Raw genomic sequence first — 18278 nt, 5'->3', positions numbered from 1 at the left:
CTGGACCGACAAGCTCCGGAGGCCTACGCTCTGCCTTTGATCTGACTGACCGTCAGCTGGCGGCAGGCCGGCACGCCCAGGGGAGAGGCCCGCGATGACGACGACGGACAGCGCGAGGACCGACGACGCCGCGAGGGCCGTCGCCACCGGACTGGGCCGCTCCCGCACCCTCTGGGAGCTGATCTCCCGCCGCGCCGCCCTCACCCCCGACGCCCCGGTCCTCATCGAGGCCGCCGACGACCCCGCCGACGACCGCACCCTCACCTTCGGCGCCCTGCGCGACCGCGCCGAACGCGTCGCCGCCGGCCTGCACGGCATGGGCGTGCGTCCCGGCACCGTCGTCGCCTGGCAGCTCCCGACCCGCATCGAGACGGTCCTGCTGTCCGCGGCCCTCGCCCGCCTCGGAGCCGTCCAGTCACCCGTGATCCCGTTCTACCGCGACCGCGAGGTGGCCTTCGCCCTGCGCTCCTCGGAGGCCGAGTTCTTCGCCGTCCCCGGCACCTGGCGCGGCTTCGACCACACCGCCATGGCCGCCCGGCTCGACGCGCGCGGGGTCTTCGAGGCCTACGCGGACCTGCCCGACGGCGACCCGGCCGTGCTGCCCCCGCCGCCCGCCGACGGGACGTCCGTCCGATGGATCTACTGGACGTCGGGCACCACCTCCGACCCCAAGGGCGTCCTGCACACCGACCGCTCCCTGATCGCGGGCGGCTCCTGCCTCGCCCACGCCCTGCGCCTGACCCCCTCCGACGTGGGCTCGATGGCCTTCCCGTACGCGCACATAGCCGGCCCCGACTACACGGTGATGCTGCTGCTCTACGGGTTCCCGGCGGTCCTCTTCGAGCGGTTCGCGATGCCGGACGCACTGGACGGCTACCGCCGCCACGGGGTCACCATCGCCGGCGGCTCCACCGCCTTCTACTCCATGTTCCTCGCCGAGCAGCGCAAGGACCCCGGCACGCCCCTCCTCCCGAGCCTGCGCCTGCTCGCGGGCGGCGGCGCCCCCAAGCCGCCGGAGATCTACCACGCGGTGGTGCGCGAGCTGGGCTGCCAGCTCACCCACGGCTACGGCATGACCGAGGTCCCGATGATCACCATGGGCTCCCCGGACGACACCCCCGAGAACCTGGCCACCACCGAGGGCCGCCCCCCGGAGGGCATGTCCATCCGCATCACCACCCCCGACGGCACCCCCCTGCCCGCCGGCACCGACGGCGAGGTCCGGCTGCGCGGCGAGGCGGTCTGCCGGGGCTACCTCGGGCAGAAGGACGCCAAGGACACCCCGGACGTCTTCGACGCCGACGGCTACCTGATCACCGGCGACCTCGGCCACCTCACCCCCTCCGGCCACCTGGTGCTCACCGGCCGCAGCAAGGACGTCATCATCCGCAAGGGCGAGAACATCTCGGCGAAGGAGATCGAGGACCTCCTCCACCAGCTCCCCGGGATCGGCGACGTGGCCGTCATCGGCCTCCCCGACGAGGAGCGCGGCGAACGCGTCTGCGCCGTGGTCGAGCAGCCCCCCGGCGCGGCCCCCCTGACCCTCCCCCAGATCACCGCCTACCTCCGCTCGCAGGGCCTGTCCCCGTACAAGCTCCCCGAACAGCTGGAACTCGTCGACGCCCTGCCCCGCAACGACGCCCTGCGCAAGGTCCTCAAGTACCGCCTGCGCGAGCGCTATTCCTGACCGCCCACCCACCCCCTGGCACCAAGGTGACAGTCCCCTTGGTGCCCGCCCGATCCCCTTCCGCGCACCTTCCGCGGGCAGCAGGATGGTGCTCACCGGAACGGCGGCGGGAACGAAACCCGAAGCCGGGGCCGCAGGGGCGGGACTCGCCCCCGACGCCCGGACATCCGCCTTCCGGGTCCACCAGCACCAGCCGTCAGGGGGCACCGCCATGCCGAAAACCGCTCCGCTCCACCGCATCCGCACCTGCGCCGCCCACACCCCCTGCGCTGACGTCATCAGCTGGGACTGACCGGCATGCTCCTCGTCCGACTGCCCCTCCTCAGCCACACCGGGGCACCGGGTACCGAGAGCGGGGCAAGCCTCCTGCACGACGCCCTCTGGGCCCACGCGGGCCCGCAGCACGCCCTCGAACACGTACGGGTGCGCCCGCTGCCCACGGGCCTGAACGTGGCCCTCTTCGTCCGCGCAGAGAACGACGACCAGGCCCACCGGAAGGCGTCCAGCCTCCTCACGGCCGTCCTCGGCACCGGAGCGGGCCGCGCCTACCGCCTGAGTTCGCAGCTCACCATCTGACCCACCGCACCACCCCGTCCGCCACCACCCGGTCCGCCGACCGCTGTTCCTGCAGGGCAGCCGTCCCACCGGCACCACGGTGCGCAGCCCCACCCCTTCCGGCCTCGACCAGGCCCCGCCCCGCGGCATCCCGCGGCGCCACCACACGTCTCTTCACGCCCACAGGAGCTCAGCCATGCCCAAGAACCTCAAGGCCACCGCCGTCCGCGTCGCCTCCACCTCGGCCCTCGCCGCGACAGCCGCCACCATGATCTTCGCCTCGCCGGCCAGCGCCTCGGCACTCACCGACGGCATCGCCGCGACGGCCCGCGCCGAGGAGGGCAACGGCGCCTGCGCCCACGGCGGTTACGTGGGCGGATCGGAGCAGAACAGCAGCTGCTACAACGGCCAGAGAACCCACGCCTGGTGCGCCGACTTCGCCGGCTGGGTCTGGGCCCGCAACGGGGTCACCGGCCTGTCGACCCTGAGCGACATGGCGGACAGCTTCTACGACTACGGCGTCAAGTACGGCACCCTCTCCAGCACGCCCCACGTCGGCGACGCCGTCGTCTACAACCACGGCGGCAGCTACTCCGACGACCACGTGGCCCTCGTCACCGCCATCTCCGGCAACTGGGTCACCATCACCGGCGGCAACCAGGGCGGCTACCCGGGCCACGTCAGCACCCACAGCACCGACGAGTGGCAGGTCGGCTCCTCCCCCTGGGGTCAGCGGATCAGCGGCTACATCTCCCCGGCCGGCACGAACAAGCCCTCCTACCCGGCCCCGTCCTCCCTCGCGGACGGCACCCTCGTCAAGTCGCCGAACGGGCCCGACGTGAAGGTCATGATCAAGGGCGCCGGCGTCCCCGTGGCGGGCTCCGACGTCACGCCGGACAAGTACGACCTCAGCAAGATCGTCCTGGTGGACGACTCCGCCTTCCGCTCCCTGGCGAGCGCCCCGCCGGCCGGCACGGTCGTCCACGACCAGGCGGGCGGCGTGGACCGGTACGTGGTCATCGACGGTGCCGCCCTGAAGATCGGCGGCGAGGACTGGACGGCCGCCGGCTACAACACCCGCCCGGACATGGGCGTCCCGTCCGCCTGGCTGAAGACCGCCGCTCAGCGCCAGATCGCCACCGGCCTGGTCGTCATGGACCAGACGGGCAAGGACCCGGCCCGCTACGTGATGGTCGAGGGCGGCGCCCTGCACATCTCGGCGTCGGAGTGGACCGCCGACGGGTACAACGAGCAGACGCTCATGGGCGTCCCCGGCGAGTGGCTGAAGGCCGCCGCCGCCAAGGCCCCGGCCAACGGCACCGTGGTCATGAACCAGTCGGGCTCCGACCCGGCCCGCTACGTGATGGTCAACGGCACCGCCGTGCACATCTCCGCCGCCGAGTGGAGCGCCAACGGGTACGACCAGCGCTCGCTGATGGGCGTCCCCGGCGAGTGGCTGGCCGGTGCGACCGCCAAGCAGCTGGTCAACGGCACCGTCGTCAAGGACGCCGCCAACCCCACCGTCTACGTGATGGCCGGCGGCAAGGCCGTCGCCCTGACCTACGCCGACTTCACCGGCCTCGGCTACGACAAGCGCCCCCTGGAGGTCATCCCGGGTGAGTGGCTGGCCTCCGCCGCCGCCAAGGCGGTCCCCGCCGACGGCACGATGCTCCTCGCCCAGGGCGACCCCACCGTCTGGCTGGTCACCGGCGGCAAGAAGCGCGCCATGACCGAAGCCGAGTTCGGCCCCGGCAAGGCCGACTTCGCCAACGTCGTCAGCGTCCCGGCCGCCCTCATCGCCGCCCTGCCGACCGTCTGACCCCGGCCCTTCGCCACCGCCTGACGGCGGCTCGGCACCACCGCCCGAGCAACGCCTCCTGAGCAACACCCCGGGCCGCCCAGCCCCCACCGGCCGGGCGGCCCGGCCCCCGCCGGGCCGCCGCCCCGCAGCCCCGCCCCGCAGCCACAGACACCCCGAGGGACACCGTCATGCGCTCCGCCGCCCGCAAGAAGTCCGCACTCCTCGCCACCGCCACCGCCCTCCTCGCCATCGCCGCCCCGCTCGCCGCCGGCACCACCGCCTCGGCGGCGTCCGTCTCGACCTGGGACAAGGTCGCCCAGTGCGAGGCCAGCGGGAACTGGTCGATCAACACCGGCAACGGCTACTACGGCGGCCTCCAGATATCGATGTCGACGTGGCGCGCCTTCGGCGGCACCGACTACGCCTCCCGCCCCGACCTCGCCACCAAGCAGCAGCAGATCCTCACCGGTGAGAAGATCCTGGCCGGCCAGGGCCAGGGCGCCTGGCCGTCTTGCGGCCCCGCCGCGGGCCTGGGCGCCGATCACGCCGACCCGTACCCGTCGGGCCCCACCTACCCGAGCCCGGCCTCGCTCGCCGACGGCACGCTCGTGAAGTCCCCGAACGGCCCGACCGTGAAGGTCATGATCAAGGGTGCCGGTGTCCCGGTCGCCGGCTCCGACGTCACTCCCGACCACTACGACCTCGGCAAGATCGTGCTGGTCGAGGACTCGGCGTTCAACGGTCTGCCGAGCGCCCCGCCGGCCGGCACCGTCGTCCACGACCAGGCGGGCGGCGCGGACCGGTACGTGGTCATCGACGGTGCCGCCCTGAAGATCGGCGGCCAGGACTGGACCGCCGACGGCTACAACACCCGCCCGGACATGGGCGTCCCGACCGCCTGGCTCCAGGCCGCGGTACAGCGCACCGTGTCGAACGGCCGGGTCGTCATGGACCAGACGGGCTCCGACCCGGCCCGCTACGTGATGGTCAACGGCACCGCCGTGCACATCTCCGCCGCCGAGTGGAGCGCCAACGGATACGACCAGCGCTCGCTGATGGGCGTCCCGACCAGCTGGCTCGCCGCCGCGACCGCCAAGCAGCTGGTCAACGGCACCGTCGTCAAGGACGCCGCCAACCCCACCGTCTACGTGATGGCCGGCGGCAAGGCCGTCGCCCTGACCTACGCCGACTTCACCGGCCTCGGCTACGACAAGCGCCCCCTGGAGGTCATCCCCGGCACCTGGCTCAGCGCGGCCGCCGCCAAGGCCGCACCGGCCGACGGCACGATGCTCCTCGCCCAGGGCGACCCCACCGTCTGGCTGGTCACCGGCGGCAAGAAGCGCGCCATGACCGAAGCCGAGTTCGGCCCCGGCAAGGCCGACTTCGCCAACGTCGTCAGCGTCCCGACCGCCCTCGTCACCGCCCTGCCGACCGTCTGACCCCGGCCCTTCGCCACCGTACGCGGCTCCGGATCCCCGGAGCCGCGTACGTGCGTTCCGCTACAGCCGGCTCAGCGACGCCGCCGCGAACAGGACGTCGCGGATCGCCTCCCGGTCGCCGGTCTGGCCGACCGCGGCCTCCTCCGGGGAGATGTGCCCGGCGGCCAGCTGGCAGAACTCCAGCCCGTCCAGCGCGACCTCCGCCACCGTGTGCTCCCGCGAGGGCTTCGCCGCCGGGGAGTCCAGGGCGATGTCCCAGCCGCCCCCGCCCGCGCCCTCGATCTCCAGGTGCAGGGTCCGCCCCGGAGCCCCCGCCGCGACCAGCCCGCGCGCCGGGGCCGCCAGGCCCGAGCGGCGGCGTCCGGCCAGGGCGCCGGGCAGCAGCCGGGCCGCGAGGTCGATCATGCCGTGCAGGTGCGGACCGGACGGCGGCTCGTACGGGTAGTCCACCGCCTCCGCGATGTCCCAGGCGTGCACCCAGCACTCGAAGGCCCGCTCCAGGAAGGCGTCGCCGAGCGGCAGCGCGAAGGCCCCGTAGTCCACGGACAGTTCGGCCACGCCCCGGCCCGCGAAGGAGACCGTACGGACCAGGGTGTGCCCCTGCTCCCGCCAGGGTTCGCGGACCTTGCGGGTGGACTGGTCGCCGGCCGAGTTCCAGTAGTGCCGGGTGCGGCCGGTGGGACCGCCCGGCGGTGCCTGCGGGCCGAGCGGATCGTCCAGTCCCAGCGCGGTCGCGACCAGCCCGTCGACCGTCAGCAGGTGCCCGATCACCCCCGCCACGGTGGTGCGGTGGCTGCGCCTGCGCTCCCCCTCGAACCATTTCAGCCGCACCGGGGTGTCCCACTCCGACTCCCCGAAGTCCCGCAGCAGGGCGTCCAGCCGTGCGGTCTCGGTGTCGTACGGGTTCGCCCACACGGGTACCGGGATCCGGGCCGGGCGCTTGCCCAGGCAGTCCTCCAGCACCCGCGAGCGCAGCAGCGGCTTGAGGTCGAGGCTTTCCTCGGGGTGCAGCAGCCCGACCGCGTCGCGCAGCCGCAGGGCCTCCTCGGCGCAGGGCGCGCACTCGGTGAGGTGGTCCTCGACGGCCTGGGTCTCCTCGGCGGAGCAGGCGGCCAGCGCCCAGGCTCCGAGCAGGGACTTCAGTACGGCGTGCGAGGGCGGTGCGGGCGGCAGGACCTCGGGCGCCTGGAGGTCGTCGCCGGCCGCGCGCGGACCCGGTATCAGCGCCGGTCCGCCCGCCGGGGGCTCGTACGCGTCGTCGGGGGTGTCATCGGTGGGTCCGGTCATCGGGTGGTTCCGTATCCGCGTGGGCCGTATCCGGGCGGGGCGGGGTCCTCCCTCGGGAGGACGTTGGCGGTCGACAGCAGCTGGAGCCCGAGCCGCAGCCGGCGCCGCGCCTCGTCCTCGCTGATCTGCAGGTCGGCGGCGGCCTGCCGGTAGTCGCGGCGCTTGAAGTACGCGAGTTCCAGGGCGGCCCGCAGGGGTGCGGGCATGGAGGTGACGATGTAGTCGGCGCGGGCGGCGGCGTTGGCGCTGCGCACCTTCTGTTCGAGTTCCTCGCGCGAGCCCCGGCCCAGTTCGGCCTGGCGCAGCCGGGCGACGGCCTGGCCCTGGGTGATCCGGGCGACCCAGGAACGCATGGAGCCCTGTTTGGGGTCGTAGGCGTCGGGGTTCTCCCAGATGTAGCCGAAGACCTCGCGGGTGATGCGGTCCGCCGCCTTCTCGTCACCGAGCACCCGGTGGGCGAGGCTGTGCACGAGCGAGGCGAAACGGTCGTAGAGCTCCCCGAGCGCGGCGGCCTCACCGCGGGCGAGACGCTGCTGCATGCGGCGGTCCCAGCGCGGTGGAACGTCCTTCGCCATGGTGCCTCCAGCCGTGTGTCGACCCGTCAAATGTAGTCGCCACCGGCCGGACCGCGCCTGTTTTGGGGGAACCTCCCCCGTGAGCGCGACCCCCGTGCTAGCCGCAGCCTCCCGCGGCGCGGCCGCACATGCGTACGCGCCCCGGCGCGCTCCCCGTGCGCGGGTTCGATGCGGCCACCCCGTCGACCGCTCCGCTTAACGCGCAGGCCATCGAGGGCTTACGCTCCTGCCTGTCTTGATCTGCACCTCAAGTGCACCCCCAACGCACATGTGAAGGCGGAACGCCGCATATGGACAGCGCAGAGTACGAGCGCAAGATCGCCTCCCGATTCGCCACCTTCGACCAGGACGGGTCGGGTTACATCGACCGCGAGGACTTCAGTACGGCCGCCCGCGCGGTACTGGCCGAATTCGGTGTCACCGCCCGCTCGGACAAGGGCCAGGCCGTCTTCGCCGGGGCGGAGGCGTTCTGGCAGGGCATGGCCGGCATCGCCGACGTGGACGGGGACCAGCGCGTGTCCCGCGAGGAGTTCGTCACCGGGGCGGCGAAGCGGCTGCGGGACAACCCCGAGCGGTTCGCCGAGATCGCCCGCCCGTTCCTGGCGGCGGTGGTCGCGGTGGCGGACGAGGACGGCACGGGCGCCACCCCGGCGGCGGCGACCCGGGTCCTGCGGGTCCTGGGCACGGCCCCGCCCCTGGCCGCCCAGGTGGCCACGGCCCTGGCGGGCCCGGACGGCCGCATCTCGCAGGAGGCCATCCTGACGGCCTTCGCCTCGTACTGCGGCGTCGACCCGGACGCGTGACACCGGCCGGCGGGGGTCGGGGGGCAGCGCCCCCGGACCCCCGCGGGGACTACGCGGGGACTACGCGAAGACGACCGTCCGGGACCCGTTCAGCAGCACCCGGTGCTCGCTGTGCCACTTCACGGCCCGCGCCAGCGCCTGGCACTCGACGTCCCGCCCGACGGCGACCAGCTGGTCCGGCGTGACCTCGTGGCCGACCCGTTCGACCTCCTGCTCGATGATCGGCCCCTCGTCGAGGTCGGCCGTCACGTAGTGCGCGGTCGCCCCGATCAGCTTCACACCGCGCGCGTGCGCCTGGTGGTACGGCTTCGCGCCCTTGAAGCTCGGGAGGAAGGAGTGGTGGATGTTGATGATCCGCCCGCTGAGCTCCTTGCACAGGGTGTCCGACAGCACCTGCATGTAGCGGGCCAGCACCACGAGCTCGACCTTCTCCGCCCGCACCAGCTCCAGCAGCTGCGCCTCGGCCGCCGCCTTGGTGTCCTTCGTCACCGGGATGTGCACGAAGGGGATGTCGTAGGAGCCGACCAGCTCGGCGAAGTCGGTGTGGTTGGAGACCACGGCCGCGATCTCCACCGGCAGGGCGCCGATGCTCGTGCGGAACAGCAGGTCGTTCAGGCAGTGGCCGAACTTCGACACCATCAGCACGATCCGCATGCGCTCGTCCGAGCGGTGGATCTGCCAGTCCATCCGGAAGCTGTCGCCGATGGCGGCGAAGCTGGCGCGCAGCTTCTCCAGCGTGACCTCCGGCTCGGCCTCGAAGTGCACCCGCATGAAGAAGAGGCCGGTCTCCCGGTCTCCGAACTGCTGGCTGTCCACGATGTTGCAGCCGGTCATGAACAGGTAACTGGACACGGCGTGCACGATGCCCTGCTTGTCGGGGCAGGACACGGTCAGGACGTACTGGGGCAGGGGCCGGGCCCCGGGCTGCGGGTCGCTCATGACCCCATAGCCTTTCACACCGTGCGCGTGAGGATCCTCAGCACTTCCACGGAGCTCGGCCGCTCGTCCGGGTCCTCCCCGTCCGCGGCGGACATCCGCACGTGCGCCTCGCGGGCCGCCCGTACCGCGTCGGGCCAGGCGGGGTTCTCCAGGTAGGCGCTCACGGGCGCGTCCGGGCCGACCTGGTGCAGGATCCGCAGCACGCGCAGCACGGCGAGGTCGACCAGGGCCGCCTCCTGGGCGTCGCGGAAGATCGTGCCGATGTACTTGTCGGCGGACCAGCTGTCGAGCCAGGTGTCCTCGACGAGCCGGTACACGGCGTCGGTGACGTCCCCGTACCCTTCGGCGCCGGCGAGCCAGACCTCCTGCTGGAACGCGGGGTCGGAGAGCATGTGCAGCGCCGAGCGCACGTTGCTGCGCCAGCGCCACCACGGCATGTCGTTGAGGGGCATGCCGCCCATGGTGGAGGAGCGGCCGCCGCGGCGGGAAGAGTTCTTCGAACCTTGGGCGAATGTCACGCTTTCGATCGTACGTTCCCCACAAATGCGATCTTGACGCACCTATCCGCACCCCGCCCCCGGGCGTTCACCCGGGCGTCACCGGATGTTGTGTACACCTCGGCATCCAGTTACCCCTGTGGCGGAATGGTCGTGGGACATGACCAAATGCCGACGCGCAACCGCCTTGTCCCGCCTGCTACTTGCCGCAGCGACAGGTGCGTGTCTCACCACAGCGTGCGGGGTGCTCCCCGGCAGCCCGGGGAACTCCGGGGACACCCTCACGGTCATGACGTTCGCTCCGATGGGAACCAAGGCCACCAACATGCCCGGCATGCCCGGAATGGCCAAGGCGTACGAACGCTGGATCAACGCCAACGGTGGCATCAAGGGCCGCAAGCTGCGCGTCCTGACCTGCAACGAGAAGAACACCGCGACCGGCGCCGCCGACTGCGCCCGCGAGGCCATCACGAAGAAGGCGGTGGCCGTCGTCGGCTCCTACAGCCAGTACGGGCGCGCCTTCATGGCCCCGCTGGAGGCCGAGGGGATCCCCTTCATCGGCGGCTACGGGGTCTCCGCGGAGGAGTTCCAGAGCACCCTGTCCTACCCGGTCAACGGCGGCCAGCCCGCCCTGCTCGCCGGCGCCGGCCACCAGCTCGGCAAGGCCTGCGCCCAGGTCTCCCTGGTCCGCCCCGACACCCTCGCCGGGGACACCATGCCGGTGCTGCTGAACGCGGGGCTGAGGGCCAACAACAGCCCGGAGGCCTCCGACATCCGGGCGGCCGAGGACGCCGCGGACCTGATGCCGCAGGCCCGCGAGGCCCTGTCCGAGGCCACTCCGGGCGGCTCGGGCGGCGGCTCGGGCGGAGGTGGCACCGCCACGAGGGACACGGGAACGCCCTCGTCCAAGACGACGCCGTCCCCGGGCCCCTCCGGGCCGGCGTCGGCCGGCTCCCCGTCGGCCTCCACGGCCGCCAAGGGAAGCCCCTCGTCGTCCAAGAGCTGTGTCACGGCCGTGCTCGGCGAGCGGACCGAGACCTTCTTCGACGCCTTCCGCCGCGCCGACTCCACCCACCGCAACCCGCAGATCTCCTCCGTCCTCGGCAGCGTCAGCCAGGCCCTGGTCGACCGCACCGGCGGCAAGGAGAGCCCCTTCGAGGGCGCGCTCGTCACCAGCTGGTACCCGGTGTCGACCGACCCCCTGTGGGCGCCGATGCGGAAGGTGATCAGCGACCAGGCCTTCGGCGACGACACCGTCGAGTCCGACGACAGCGGGGCCCAGACCACCTGGATCGCCTACACGGTCTTCAACCAGGTCATCCAGAAGTTCAAGGAGGGCGAGGAGATCACGGCCCGCAAGATGGCCCGGATGCTCAACGAGTCCTCCGGCATCTCCACCGGCAACCTCACCCCGGAGCTGAGCTGGCGCTACCAGGACATGCGGGCGGTGGCCGGCTTCCCCCGGCTGGTGAACGGCCGGGTCAGCTTCCAGGTCGTCCAGCAGGGCCGGCTCGTCGCCCAGCCCGGCGAGGCGGACCAGGACATGACCCCGGTACTGGAGTCGGCCCCCCGCTCGGCCTGATGCCGCTGCCCGCTACAGCTGGGTCTTGTCGCGCTGGGTCAGCCCGTACTTGGCGGCGATCGTGTTCCACATGGTCGCCGCCGTTTCCTTCGCCTTGGTGGCCTCGGCACTGGACTTGTTGCCGTCGGCCGCGCCGTCGGTCTGCTTCGCCTTGCCGTCCTTGCAGCCGCCCTTGTCGTGGCCGGCGTCGTCCGCCCAGTCCGCGTAGCTGTTGTCGGCGTCGGCCGAGGCGTTCCAGGCCTTGGTCAGCGCCGCCGAGAGCCGGGCGTGGTTCGGCAGCAGGTCCATCTTCAGGTCCGAGAGACGGGTGACCAGCTCGTCGCGCTGCCGGGCCGCGTCCCGCAGGTCCTGGGCGGCCTGGCCCAGGTTCTTGCAGTCCTTGATGTCGTCCACGGCCTTGATCACCGCGGTCCGGCTGTCGTTGGCGTCCGCGAGCAGCTTGTCCAGCTGGACGGCCTGCGGGCGCGCCGGGTCCACCGGCGCGGAACCGCCCGGCGCGTCGGCGCCGGCGCCGGCTCCCCCGGACCCCGGGGACGTCGCCACGGGGTCGTTGTTCTGCGCCTTGCCGTCGCTGAGCAGCGCCCCCACCCCGAGCCCGGCCACGACCAGCCCGAACACCGCGGCCGCGATCACCGCGGGCGGAACCCGGCGCGCGGGGGCCGCCGGGGGCGGGGCGGGAGCCTGGAACTGCTGCGGCTGCTGCGGCTGCGGCCGGCGCCGCTGCGGCGCCGCGGGCGGCGGCGTCCGCCGAGCCGCCGGCTCGGCGACGGGCGGCCCCTGCTGCGCACGCCCGTCGACGGCCCCCTCACCACCACCGTCCCGGAACAGCCCCTCGAACCCCTCACCCCCACCGGCACTTCCCCTGCCGGGGTCGGCGGGGACGGGCGGGATGTACTGCGTGGCGTCCTCACCCGCACCACTCCCCGGACCGGCCGGGACGGGGGGAACGAGCTGGGTGGCGGCGTCGGCCGCACCGCCGGCCGGAACCGGCGGAAGGTACTGGGTAGCGGCATCCGCCCCACCGTCCGCCGGGACCGGCGGAAGGTACTGCGTCGCAGCGTCTGCCACACCGCCCGCCGGGACCGGCGGAAGGTACTGCGTCGCCGCCTCGGCGACACCACCCCCCGGCCCCGGCGGGAGGTACTGATGCGCGCCCTCTGCCGCGCCGCCCGCCGGAACGGGAGGGATGTACTGGGTGGCGGCATCCGCCACGCCACCCGCCGGGACGGGCGGAACGTACTGGGTAGCGGCATCCGCCACGCCACCCGCCGGACCCGCCGGGACGGGGGGAACGAACTGCGTCGCGGCGGCGGCCACACCGCCCGCCGGGACCGGCGGTAGGTACTGGGTGGCGGCATCCGCCACGCCGCCCGCCGGGACCGGCGGAACGTACTGGGTCGCGGGCCCGCCCCCGCCCGCGTGCGGCAGGTCGTACGGGGGCGGGCCCCCGGCCGGGGTTCCCGGCACCGCCGGCACGGCCTGGGTCTCGGCCCCCGCCAGCATGGCCCCCGGCGCTCCCGGGCCCGCGGGCCGGACGTGCGGGGTGCCGGGTGCGGCGGCGCCCACCTGGGGCACGTACTGCGTGGCGGCGTGCGACAGGTGCGCGGCCGGCCCCGCCTGCACCGGCGGGACGTACTGCGTCGGGGCGTCCGCGACCGGCGGCAGGTACTGCGTGGCCGCGTCCGCCACCGGTGGGTAGCCGTAGCCCGGCGCGCCCGGGGCCTCGGGGGCGGGGGCGTGGCCGGTCTGGGGGTAGCCGTACGCCGGGGCGCCGGGCTCCGGCGGCGGGACGTAGGCGGCCTGGACCGGCCCGCCCTGCTGCTCGTACCCGCCCTGCTGCTCGTACCCCTGGGGCTGCTCGTACCCCGGGGCCTGCTCGTGCCCCTGCGGCTGCGGCGTGCCGTACGGGTCCTGCGCGGGCGGGAACCCGTACCCCGGCGCCGCCCACGGCTGCCCGGCCTGCGGCGCCCCGGGCTGGGGGACGCCCCCTTGTCCGTTCTCCGTCACCGGGACTCCTTCTCGCCTTCTCCGACGTCCGCGCTCCGTGGAGGATCCGCGCAGCCGTCGGGTCACGCTACCCGGTCACGGCGTGTCGACGTCAGGCCACCTGAACCTCCAGCCTCGCCCCGAACTCCCGCACCGCCGGTTCCTCCCGGTACGGCTCCAGCCGCGCCCGGAAGTCGTCCAGGTACTCCGCACCCCGCCGCGAGCGCAGCGTCCCCAGCAGTTCGGCGGCCTTCGTCGCCGTCTGGCAGGCCTGCTCCACCTCCCGCTGCTGGACTTGCGCCGCGGCCAGCAGCAGCAGGCCGATGGCCCGTCGGCGGGCCTTCGTCACGGGCAGCCCCCGCAGCGCCTCCTCCGCGCGTTTGCCCGCCGCGTCGGCCTGGCCGAGGTCGCGGTGGCAGTGCGCGAGCTCGTCCGCCAGGTAGGCCTGGTCGAAGTGGCGGATCCACACCGGGTCGTCGCCCGACTCCGGCTCGGCCCGCTCCAGCGCCGTGACCGCCCGGCCCGACAGCACCGCCGTGGAACGGCCGTCGCCGAGCAGTGCGTGCCCGCGCGCCTCCGCCGCGTAGAACATCGCCTCCACTCTCGGGGTGACCTGCCCGCGCGTGCCCTCCTGCGCGGCCCGCGCCAGCTGCGCGATCTCTCTCGGGTTGCCCAGCTCGGCCGCGAGGTGGCTCATCGACGCGGCCAGCACGTAGCCCCCGTACGCGCGGTCGCCCGCCGCCTGGGCGAGCCTGAGCGCCTGGATGTAGTAGCGCTGGGCGAGGCCCGGCTGGCCCGTGTCCACCGCCATGTACCCGGCGAGTTCGGTGAGCCGGGCCACCGCCGCGAACAGCGCCCGCCCCACCGGCTCCCGGTAGGAGCCGCCGATCAGCCCGGAGACCACGGAGTTGAGGTAGTGCACGACCACGGGCCGCACGTGCCCGCTGCCGAAGCGGTGGTCGAGGTCGGTCAGTGCCTGGGTGGTGGCCCGGACGGCCTCCACGTCGGACATCCCGACGCGCGAGCCGCCGTTGCGCGCCACCTGCGGATCGGCCCCGGTGATCAGCCAGTCGCGGCTGGGCTCGACGAGCGCGGAGGCGGCCACGCTCGACCCGGAGAGGAAGTCGCGGCGCCCGACGTCGCTGCGCCACAGCTCGCAGACCTGCTCGATGGCGCCGACGACGGTCGGGGAGAACTGCAGGCCGACCCCGGAGGCGAGGTTCTTGCCGTTGGCCATGCCGATCTCGTCGATGGTGACGGTCCGGCCGAGTTTGCGCCCCAGCGCCTCGGCGATGATGCCGGGTGCCCGGCCGCGCGGCTGCTGGCCGCGCAGCCAGCGGGCCACGGAGGTCTTGTCGTAGCGGAGATCGAGGCCGTGCTCGGCCCCGCACATGTTGACGCGCCGGGCGAGCCCGGCATTGGAGCACCCGGCTTCCTGGATGAGCGCCTGCAGCCGTTCGTTCGGCTGGCGGGCGACGAGAGGCCTGGCTGCCATGAAAACCCCCTGAGACGCGGGTGATCGTTGGAATGATCACTTCCCGCCTGAAGTGCGGAGAATCTTCCTCTCTGCGACGTGTCGTTACCCATCGGCCGCGCGCTGGGCTCCTACGCGCCCCCGCTCGTGCACCCGTGCGCCCCACGTGCAGGATCGATGCACCGCTGCCCGGGGCGTTTATCCCCGTAACCCCCGGTGACCGCGGGAGTTGTGCTGGGCGTGGAAGACACCATCGGAGTCACGGCGACCGCACCCATCCCCCAGCAGCGCGGCGAGCTGCTGCTCGACCATGCCGTGCGGTACGTGGAGGAGCGGCACTGGGACGTCTTCGCCGGTACCTGGCTGGAGCCCGGCGACGGCCGGGAGCTGTGCTCCTGCGGGGTCGCCGACTGCCCGGCGCCCGGCGCGCACCCGGCGGTGAAGGACTGGCGCTCGCTGGCCTCGGGCAGTGCCGTGGGGGTGCGGCGGATCTGGGGAAAGCACCCGGGCGCGTCCATCCTGCTGCCGACGGGCCGCACCTTCGACGCCCTGGACGTCCCGGACTCCGCAGGCTTCCTCGCGCTGGCGCGGCTGGAGCGCATGCAGCGCACCCTCGGCCCGGTCACCCTCACCCCGGACCACCGCATGCTGTTCTTCGTGCTGCCGGGCGCCGGGGCGAAGGTGCCTGACCTGGTGCGCAAGCTGGGCTGGCTGCCGCACGCCATCGACCTGACCGCGCGCGGCGAGGGCGAGTACGTGGCGGCTCCGCCGACCCGCTACGGCGGCAAGGGGCCGGTGCAGTGGGCCCGCAAGCCCACTCCGGCGAACCGCTGGCTGCCGGACACCGAGGAGCTGATCGACGCCCTCGCGTACGCGTGCGGCAGCGAGGCGGCCGCGGCCCGGGGCCGCCGCCAGGCGTAGCCGACCTCGCCGACGTCCGCGACTTCATGACATTCGTAACTGCCGAGCCCTCTTCCCCTCCTCCTATCGTGGGAAAAGTACGACCACGGGGATGAGAACGAGAGGCAGGCGCATGCCGGACCAGGGTTATGCGGCAGGCGGTAGCGGTGCGGGCGGATCGGACGGCGCGCGACCCGCGTCGGCCGGTGCCGCCGTACGGATAGAAGGACTGTGGAAGCGCTTCGGCGAGCAGGTGGCCGTCGGCGGGATCGACCTGGAGCTGCCGGCCGGCCGCTTCATCGGCCTCGTCGGCCCGAACGGCGCCGGCAAGACCACCACGCTGTCGATGGTGACGGGGCTGCTGCGCCCGGACATGGGCCGGGTGACGGTCGCCGGGCACGACGTCTGGTCCGACCCGGTCGAGGTGAAGAAGCGCATCGGGGTGCTGCCCGAGGGCCTGCGCATGTTCGAGCGGCTCTCGGGCCGTGAACTCCTCGGCTACATAGGCCGGATGCGCGGACTGCCGGGCGAGGAGACCGACAAGCGGGCCACGCAGCTGCTGGACGTCCTCGACCTCGCGGGCTCGCAGCACAAGCTCGTCGTCGACTACTCGACGGGCATGCGCAAGAAGATCGGCCTGGCCGCCGCCCTGCTGCACAACCCCGAAGTCCTCTTCCTGGACGAGCCGTTCGAGGGCGTCGACCCGGTGTCGGCGCAGACCATCCGCGGGGTGCTGGAACGTTACACCGCGTCCGGTGCCACCGTCGTGTTCTCCTCCCACGTGATGGAGCTCGTCGAATCGCTCTGCGACTGGGTGGCCGTCATGGCGGCCGGCCAGATCCGCGCCGCGGGCCCGCTGGCCGACGTACGGGGCTCCGCGCCCTCCCTGCAGAGCGCCTTCCTCGAACTCGTCGGCGCCCGCGACCACGCCGCCGGCGACTCCCTCGACTGGCTCGGCGGCGCCCGATGAGCGCCACGGCCGAGGCCTCCCTCACCCCCCTCTTCGTCCGCCTCAAGCTCTCGCTGATGCGCAACGGGCTGAAGGGTTCCTCGAAGCGCAAGGCCGTCTGGATCACCAGCCTGGTGCTCTCCCTGGCCTTCTCCGCCCTCGCCACCCTGGGCCTGGCGCTGCTGCACGGCCACACCCACGCCGGCACCGTCGTCGTCCTCGGCGGCGCGATCCTCGCGCTGGCCTGGACCGTGATGCCGCTGTTCTTCCCCGCCGGCGACGAGACCCTCGACCCGAGCCGGCTGGTGATGCTGCCGCTGCGCCCGCGTCCGCTCGTCCGGGCCCTGCTGGCCTCCTCGCTGGTCGGCATCGGACCGCTGTTCACGCTCTGCCTGGCGGTCGGCTCGGTGGCGGCGGTGGCGCACGGCGCGGCGGGCGTCGTGGCGGCCGTGCTCGGCGCACCGCTCCTCCTGCTCGGCTGCGTGGCCCTGGCCCGGGCCGTGGCCACCGCGAACGTACGGCTGCTGACCAGCCGCAAGGGCCGTGACCTGGCCCTCCTCAGCGGCCTGCTGATCGCGGTCGGCGCCCAGCTGGTCAACTTCGCCAGCCAGCGCCTGGTCCAGCAAGGCGGGCTCTCGGCGCTGGAGCCGGTCGAGGCGGTCCTGCGCTGGCTGCCGCCGGCGACGGCGGTCGGCATGGTCGACTCGGCGAGCAAGGGCGCCTACGCGCAGGCCGCCGCCCAGCTCGCGATCACCCTGGCCGCTCTCGGCCTGCTCCTCCGGTTCTGGGAGCGGAGCCTGACCAGGCTGATGGTCACCCCGGACGGCTCCACCCTCGCGGCGGCCAAGCCGGAGAAGGAACGCGGTTCGGGCCGTGCCCGGTCCTTCCTCCCCGACGGGCGCACGGGCGCGGCGATGCAGCGCACCCTGCGCTACGTGGTCCGCGACCCGAAGACGAAGTCGGCGTGGGTGTCGGCGCTGGCCGTCGGCATGATCATCCCCATTTTCAACGCCGTCCAGGGCAGCGGTTCCGTCTACCTGGCCTGCTTCGGCGCGGGGATGCTCGGCGTCCAGATGTACAACCAGTTCGGGCAGGACACCTCCGCCTTCTGGATGGTCGCCCAGACCATCTCCTCGCCGCGCGACGCGTACGTGGAACTCCGCGCCCGCGCCGGGGCGCTGGCCCTGGTCACCGTCCCGTACACCGTCCTCGTCACCGTCGTCACGGCCGCGCTGGTCGGCGACTGGGCGCAGTTCCCGGCGGCCCTCGGGCTGGGGCTGGGCCTGCTGGGCGCGATGCTGTGCACGGGCGCGCTGGCCTCGGCGCACTTCCCGTACTCCATCCCGACGGAGGGCGCCTTCAAGAACGTCGTCCCGGGCCAGGCGGGCCTGGCCTGGATGGGCATCTTCGGCGGCATGATCGCCTCGGCGCTGATCAGCGCCCCCGTGATCGTCCTCGCGGTCTACATCAGCTTCTTCTCCGACGACCCCGCCACCCTGGCCTGGCTCGCCCTCCCGGCGGGCATCGCCTGGGGCACCCTGGCCGCCTGGACGGGCCTGCGCCTGGCCGCCCCGACGGTCTCGCGCAAGCTCCCGGAAATCCTGACGGCGGTCAGCAAGGGCTGACCCCGCCCGGCACCAGCAGGGGGTGTCGGCCCGCGGGCCGACACCCCCTGCGGCGTCTTCGACGAAGGACACGGCGTACAAACCGGCGAGCACGACCTCCTCGAGGTCATCGGAAACACCGACCTCCAGGTGGAGGCGGTCCACGGCAACGAACCGGGCCCGTCCGTCGAGGCGGCCTG

The 18278-nt window shown here is 73.3% G+C and carries 15 protein-coding genes; 9 read left to right on the top strand and 6 right to left on the bottom strand.

Translation table 11 applies throughout. The features are described from left to right. Nucleotides 1-94 precede the first annotated feature (94 nt). The 4 genes from BX286_RS21020 (at nt 95) to BX286_RS37895 (ending at nt 5482) form a co-directional block, all read left to right on the top strand. The gene (locus BX286_RS21020; RefSeq protein WP_261993483.1) at nt 95-1687 is read left to right on the top strand and encodes an AMP-binding protein; all 1593 of its coding nucleotides are present in this window, start codon (nt 95-97) and stop codon (nt 1685-1687) included. 297 nt (nt 1688-1984) lie between these two features. Continuing rightward, complete coding sequence (locus tag BX286_RS21015; RefSeq protein ID WP_079429144.1) at nt 1985-2263, top strand: hypothetical protein; 279 nt, start codon at nt 1985-1987, stop codon at nt 2261-2263. A gap of 175 nt (nt 2264-2438) precedes the next feature. After that, on the top strand, nt 2439-4061 hold the full coding sequence (locus tag BX286_RS21010) for a CHAP domain-containing protein (RefSeq protein ID WP_121015861.1): 1623 nt from the start codon (nt 2439-2441) through the stop codon (nt 4059-4061). 170 nt (nt 4062-4231) lie between these two features. Then, nucleotides 4232-5482 (top strand): transglycosylase family protein, encoded by a 1251-nt coding sequence (locus BX286_RS37895; protein ID WP_121015858.1) that lies wholly within the window; start codon nt 4232-4234, stop codon nt 5480-5482. Nucleotides 5483-5542: 60 nt separating this feature from the next. Here the strand turns inward: BX286_RS37895 and BX286_RS21000 are convergent, their stop codons facing one another. Further along, complete coding sequence (locus tag BX286_RS21000; protein WP_121015855.1) at nt 5543-6769, bottom strand: zf-HC2 domain-containing protein; 1227 nt, start codon at nt 6767-6769, stop codon at nt 5543-5545. After that, entirely contained in the window at nt 6766-7344 is a 579-nt protein-coding gene (locus BX286_RS20995; RefSeq protein ID WP_079429140.1) for a sigma-70 family RNA polymerase sigma factor, read from the bottom strand. The genes BX286_RS21000 and BX286_RS20995 overlap by 4 nt, the downstream gene beginning before the upstream one ends. A 290-nt stretch (nt 7345-7634) precedes the next feature. Here BX286_RS20995 and BX286_RS20990 point away from each other — a divergent pair, with 290 nt between their 5' ends. After that, nucleotides 7635-8147: an EF-hand domain-containing protein gene (locus tag BX286_RS20990; protein ID WP_079429139.1), complete on the top strand. Its 513-nt coding sequence runs from the start codon at nt 7635-7637 to the stop codon at nt 8145-8147. A 60-nt stretch (nt 8148-8207) separates the two neighbouring features. On the opposite strand, the gene purU is transcribed toward BX286_RS20990, so the two are convergent. Together purU and BX286_RS20980 are read right to left on the bottom strand one after the other, a co-directional pair. Next, a complete protein-coding gene (gene purU / locus BX286_RS20985; RefSeq protein ID WP_079429138.1) occupies nt 8208-9086 on the bottom strand; it encodes a formyltetrahydrofolate deformylase in 879 nt (292 codons plus the stop codon). Between the two features lie 14 nt (nt 9087-9100). Continuing rightward, entirely contained in the window at nt 9101-9547 is a 447-nt protein-coding gene (locus BX286_RS20980) for an SCO4402 family protein (protein WP_121015852.1), read from the bottom strand. A gap of 196 nt (nt 9548-9743) precedes the next feature. Between BX286_RS20980 and BX286_RS20975 the strand changes: the two genes are divergently transcribed. Further along, on the top strand, nt 9744-11165 hold the full coding sequence (locus BX286_RS20975; protein WP_121015849.1) for an ABC transporter substrate-binding protein: 1422 nt from the start codon (nt 9744-9746) through the stop codon (nt 11163-11165). Nucleotides 11166-11177: 12 nt separating this feature from the next. Here the strand turns inward: BX286_RS20975 and BX286_RS20970 are convergent, their stop codons facing one another. Continuing rightward, nucleotides 11178-13172, bottom strand: coding sequence for a hypothetical protein (locus tag BX286_RS20970; RefSeq protein ID WP_261993482.1), 1995 nt, complete (start codon nt 13170-13172; stop codon nt 11178-11180). Between the two features lie 91 nt (nt 13173-13263). Beyond that, nucleotides 13264-14646, bottom strand: a complete 1383-nt coding sequence (locus BX286_RS20965) for a transcriptional regulator (protein WP_079429134.1) — start codon at nt 14644-14646, stop codon at nt 13264-13266. A 219-nt stretch (nt 14647-14865) separates the two neighbouring features. On the opposite strand from BX286_RS20965, the gene BX286_RS20960 reads away from it, so the two are divergent. The 3 genes from BX286_RS20960 (at nt 14866) to BX286_RS20950 (ending at nt 18099) form a co-directional block, all read left to right on the top strand. Further along, the gene (locus BX286_RS20960; RefSeq protein ID WP_079431876.1) at nt 14866-15546 is read left to right on the top strand and encodes a bifunctional DNA primase/polymerase; all 681 of its coding nucleotides are present in this window, start codon (nt 14866-14868) and stop codon (nt 15544-15546) included. Between the two features lie 112 nt (nt 15547-15658). Beyond that, complete coding sequence (locus BX286_RS20955) at nt 15659-16495, top strand: ABC transporter ATP-binding protein (RefSeq protein ID WP_121015846.1); 837 nt, start codon at nt 15659-15661, stop codon at nt 16493-16495. Further along, nucleotides 16492-18099 carry a transporter gene (locus tag BX286_RS20950; protein ID WP_121015843.1) on the top strand — a complete coding sequence of 536 codons (1608 nt, stop codon included), beginning with the start codon at nt 16492-16494 and terminating at the stop codon, nt 18097-18099. Before BX286_RS20955 ends, BX286_RS20950 begins: the two co-directional genes overlap by 4 nt. The last annotated feature ends 179 nt before the right edge of the window (nt 18100-18278 follow it).

Origin of the sequence: Streptomyces sp. 3211.6 (assembly GCF_003634815.1) — a bacterium.
GTDB lineage: Bacteria > Actinomycetota > Actinomycetes > Streptomycetales > Streptomycetaceae > Streptomyces > Streptomyces katrae_A.
Note: the sequence above shows the minus strand (reverse complement) of the source record. Positions and strands in the feature narration are given on the sequence as shown.